Source organism: Streptosporangium sp. NPDC023825 (assembly GCF_040639575.1).
Lineage (GTDB): Bacteria > Actinomycetota > Actinomycetes > Streptosporangiales > Streptosporangiaceae > Streptosporangium.
Window position 1 is genome coordinate 1 of sequence record NZ_JBFAAE010000063.1, and the last position, 3,448, is coordinate 3,448.

3 protein-coding genes are annotated in these 3,448 nt (G+C 69.8%); all 3 read right to left on the bottom strand.

Annotated elements, in window-relative coordinates:
• Positions 1-259: 259 nt before the first annotated feature.
• The 3 genes from AB0G15_RS35610 to AB0G15_RS35620 all read right to left on the bottom strand — a co-directional run bounded on the left by AB0G15_RS35610 (position 260) and on the right by AB0G15_RS35620 (position 3,311).
• Positions 260-1,243: an oligopeptide/dipeptide ABC transporter ATP-binding protein gene (locus AB0G15_RS35610; protein ID WP_362848768.1), complete on the bottom strand. Its 984-nt coding sequence runs from the start codon at positions 1,241-1,243 to the stop codon at positions 260-262.
• Between the two features lie 71 nt (positions 1,244-1,314).
• Entirely contained in the window at positions 1,315-2,316 is a 1,002-nt protein-coding gene (locus AB0G15_RS35615) for an ABC transporter ATP-binding protein (protein WP_362848671.1), read from the bottom strand.
• 14 nt (positions 2,317-2,330) lie between these two features.
• On the bottom strand, positions 2,331-3,311 hold the full coding sequence (locus AB0G15_RS35620) for an ABC transporter permease (protein WP_362848674.1): 981 nt from the start codon (positions 3,309-3,311) through the stop codon (positions 2,331-2,333).
• Between the last annotated feature and the right edge of the window lie 137 nt (positions 3,312-3,448).

Below are 3,448 nucleotides of genomic sequence, written 5' to 3' on the forward strand. Positions count from 1 at the left end.
ACCCGGTTGGCGGGGTGACCCGGTCGGCCGGGAGAACCGGTCGCAGGACCGCGACGGGCGGGCCCGTACGGGCCCGCCCTTCGTCGTCCGGAACCCGCCGCGGCCTTCTGGCTTCCGGAACCCGCTGGAACTCGCGGCGAACTTCTACTAATTTCGCGGCCTTCTGGAACCCGCCGCCCTCCTCGCGACCCCGGAAGGCCGCGATCGGGCACGGCGGACCGGGACGACCGGAGACGTGGGCGGGGGAGAGGCGGCGCGGTCAGCCCTGGAGCGCCGGGTCCAGCACCACGTCCTGGCCGTGCACGGTCGGCTGCTCGGGGAAGTGGCAGGCGGTCAGGTGACCCTCCTTGTTGCCCTCCAGCCTGACCAGCGGGGGCTCCTCGGTCGCGCACTTGTCCTGGGCCTTCCAGCAGCGGGTGCGGAAGCGGCAGCCGGACGGCGGGTTGATCGGGGAGGGGACGTCCCCGGCCAGGCGGATGCGCTCGCGCGGCTCGGAGTCCTCCATCACCTCGGGCACCGCCGACAGCAGCGCGTGGGTGTAGGGGTGGCGGGGGCGCTCGTACAGGGAGGCGCGGTCGGCGATCTCGACGATCTTGCCGAGATACATGACCGCGACCCGCTGGGAGAAGTGCCGCACGATCGCCAGGTCGTGCGCGATGAACAGGAACGCGATGCCCATGTCCCGCTGGAGCTGCTGGAGCAGGTTGACGACCTGCGCCTGGATGGAGACGTCGAGGGCGGAGACCGGCTCGTCCGCGATGATCAGCTTGGGGTTCAGGGAGAGCGCGCGGGCCACCCCGATGCGCTGCCGCTGGCCGCCGGAGAACTCGTGCGGGAAGCGGTTGAAGTGCTCGGGGTTGAGCCCGACGATCTCCAGGAGCTCCCGGACCCGGTTGTCCCTGCCGCCCGGCGGGTTGATGCCGTTGATCTCCATCGGGCCGCCGACGATGGTGCCCACCGTGTGCCGGGGGTTCAGCGACGAGTACGGGTCCTGGAAGATCATCTGGATCTCGGCCCGGATCGGCTTCAGCTCCCTGCGCCTGGCGTGGCCGATCTCCCGTCCGGCGTATTTGATGCTGCCCGCGGTGGGCTCCAGCAGCCGGGACGCCAGCCGCCCGGCGGTGGACTTGCCGCAGCCGGACTCGCCGACCAGGCCGAGCGTCTCGCCGGCGTGCACGGTCAGGTCGATGCCGTCCACCGCGTGGACCTTGCCGACCTGGCGCTTGAAGATGGCGCCGCCCATCACCGGGAAGTGCTTCTTCAGGCCGGACAGCTCCAGCAGCGCCTCGCCGCGGGGTTCACCGGTTGTCTCGCTCACTTTTGGATCTCCCTCTTCTGGGCGAGGGTCAGGTAGCACGCGTCGCCGTGGCCGCGGTGCGGGGACAGTTCGGGCCGCTCGGAGCGGCACAGCCCGGGACCGGCCAGCTCCATGAAGTCGCACCGGGGGTGGAAGGGACAGCCGGGCGGGACGTTGATCAGGCTTGGCGGGGTGCCGCGGACCGGCCGGAGCGGTATGTCCACCGAGGCGTTCAGGCGTGGCATGGAGGCCAGCAGGCCCCAGGTGTAGGGGTGGCGGGGCTCGTGCAGGACCTCCCTGACGGTCCCGCGCTCCACCGCCCGCCCGGCGTACATCACCAGCACGTCGTGCGCGGTGTTGGCGACCACGCCGAGGTCGTGGGTGATCAGGATGATCGAGGCCCCCGTCTGGTCCTGGAGTTCCTTGAGCAGGTCCAGGATCTGGGCCTGCACGGTCACGTCCAGGGCGGTGGTGGGCTCGTCGGCGATCAGCAGGTCCGGGTCGCACACCAACGCCATCGCGATCATCGCGCGCTGCCGCATGCCGCCGGAGAACTGGTGGGGGTAGTCGTCCACCCTGGTCTTCGGCTGGGGGATGCCGACGCGCGTCAGCATCTCGATCGCGCGGTCCCTGGCCTCGGAGCGGCTCGCGCCGGTGTGCTTGCGGTAGACCTCGGAGATCTGCTTGCCGATGGTGTGGTACGGGGAGAGCGAGGTCAGCGGGTCCTGGAAGATCATCGCGACCTTGTTGCCGCGCAGCTTCTCCATGGTGGACCGGGAGGCGCCGATCAGCTCCTCGCCGTCCAGCCGGATCTCCCCGCCGATCTTGGTGGTCTCCGGGTTGTGCAGGCCGAGCACGGTCAGGTTGGTCACCGACTTGCCCGAGCCGGACTCGCCGACGATGCCCAGCGTGGTGCCCTTCTCCACGTCGAAGGAGAGCCCGTCCACCGCGTGGACGACGCCGTCCTCGGTGTGGAAGTCGACGGTCAGGTCACGGACCGAGAGGAACGGAGTTGACACTTTCTTCAAGGCTCCTAGCTCAGCCGCACGCGGGGGTCGATGAAGGCGTACATGATGTCGACGACGATGTTGAAGACGACGATCGCGGCGGCCGCGACGAGCACCGTCGCCATCAGCATGGGCAGGTCGGAGTTGGTGACCGCCTTGACCGACAGCTGACCGAGCCCCTGGAGGCCGAAGGTCTGCTCGGTGATGATGGCGCCGCCGATCAGCGCGCCGAGGTCCACGCCGAAGATCGTGATGATGGGGGTCAGCGTGCCGCGCATCGCGAAACGCATCACCACGCTGCGGCCGGACATGCCCTTGGCCCGTGCGGTGCGCACGTAGTCCTCGCTGAGCTGCTCCACCATCGTCGAGCGGGTCATGCGGGTGTAGTTGGCGGTGAAGATGATCGCCAGCACCAGCCACGGCAGCAGCAGGCCGGTGGCCCAGCCGACGGGGTCCTGGGTGAACTCCACGTACTTGGGACGCCAGAAGATCTGGTTCTGGTAGACGAGGAAGTACAGGGCGAGGGTGCCGATGAAGTAGATCTGCACGGAGGCGCCGATGAGGGACGACACACTGGCGATCTTGTCCAGCGGCTTGCCCTGCTTGAGCGCCGCGATGATGCCGGTGGCCACGCCGAAGGTGAGGAAGACGACCGCCGCGCCGATGGTGAGCGAGATGGTCAGCGGGAGCCGGTCCAGGATCGTCTCGAACACCGGCGCGCGGTTGACGAAGGAGAAGCCGAGGCAGGGGGCGGGGCAGTCACCCAGGCCCCCGTAGTCGCGGCCGACGAAGATCCCGGCCAGCCAGGCCACGAACTGGGCGAACAGGGGCTGATCCAGTCCCAGGTTGTGCCGCGCCTGCTCCAGCAGCTCCGGCGGGCAGACCTTGCCGCAGGCGAGTCTCGCCGGGTCGGCGGGCACGGCGAAGAAGAGGAAGAACGTGACCGCGGAGATGATCACGAGTGTGACCGCGGCGCCGAGCATGCGGCGAGTGATGAATGGAAGCATTGCCTGTTTTCCCGAGGTGGCTGGGACCGTCGGGGCCGGGGAGGCCCCTGGCCGTGGGGGGGCGGGGGGGGGGGGGTCACCCCGGGGGCCCCGCCCCCCGGGGACCGACGGGGTTGCGGGCCCCGACGCCGTGAGGA

Excerpts from the sequence above, each read along its gene's own strand:
- AB0G15_RS35610 (WP_362848768.1), bottom strand. The coding sequence starts at position 1,243 with ATGGGCGGCGCCATCTTCAAGCGCCAGGTCGGCAAGGTCCACGCGGTG.
- AB0G15_RS35620 (WP_362848674.1), bottom strand. The coding sequence starts at position 3,311 with ATGCTTCCATTCATCACTCGCCGCATGCTCGGCGCCGCGGTCACACTC.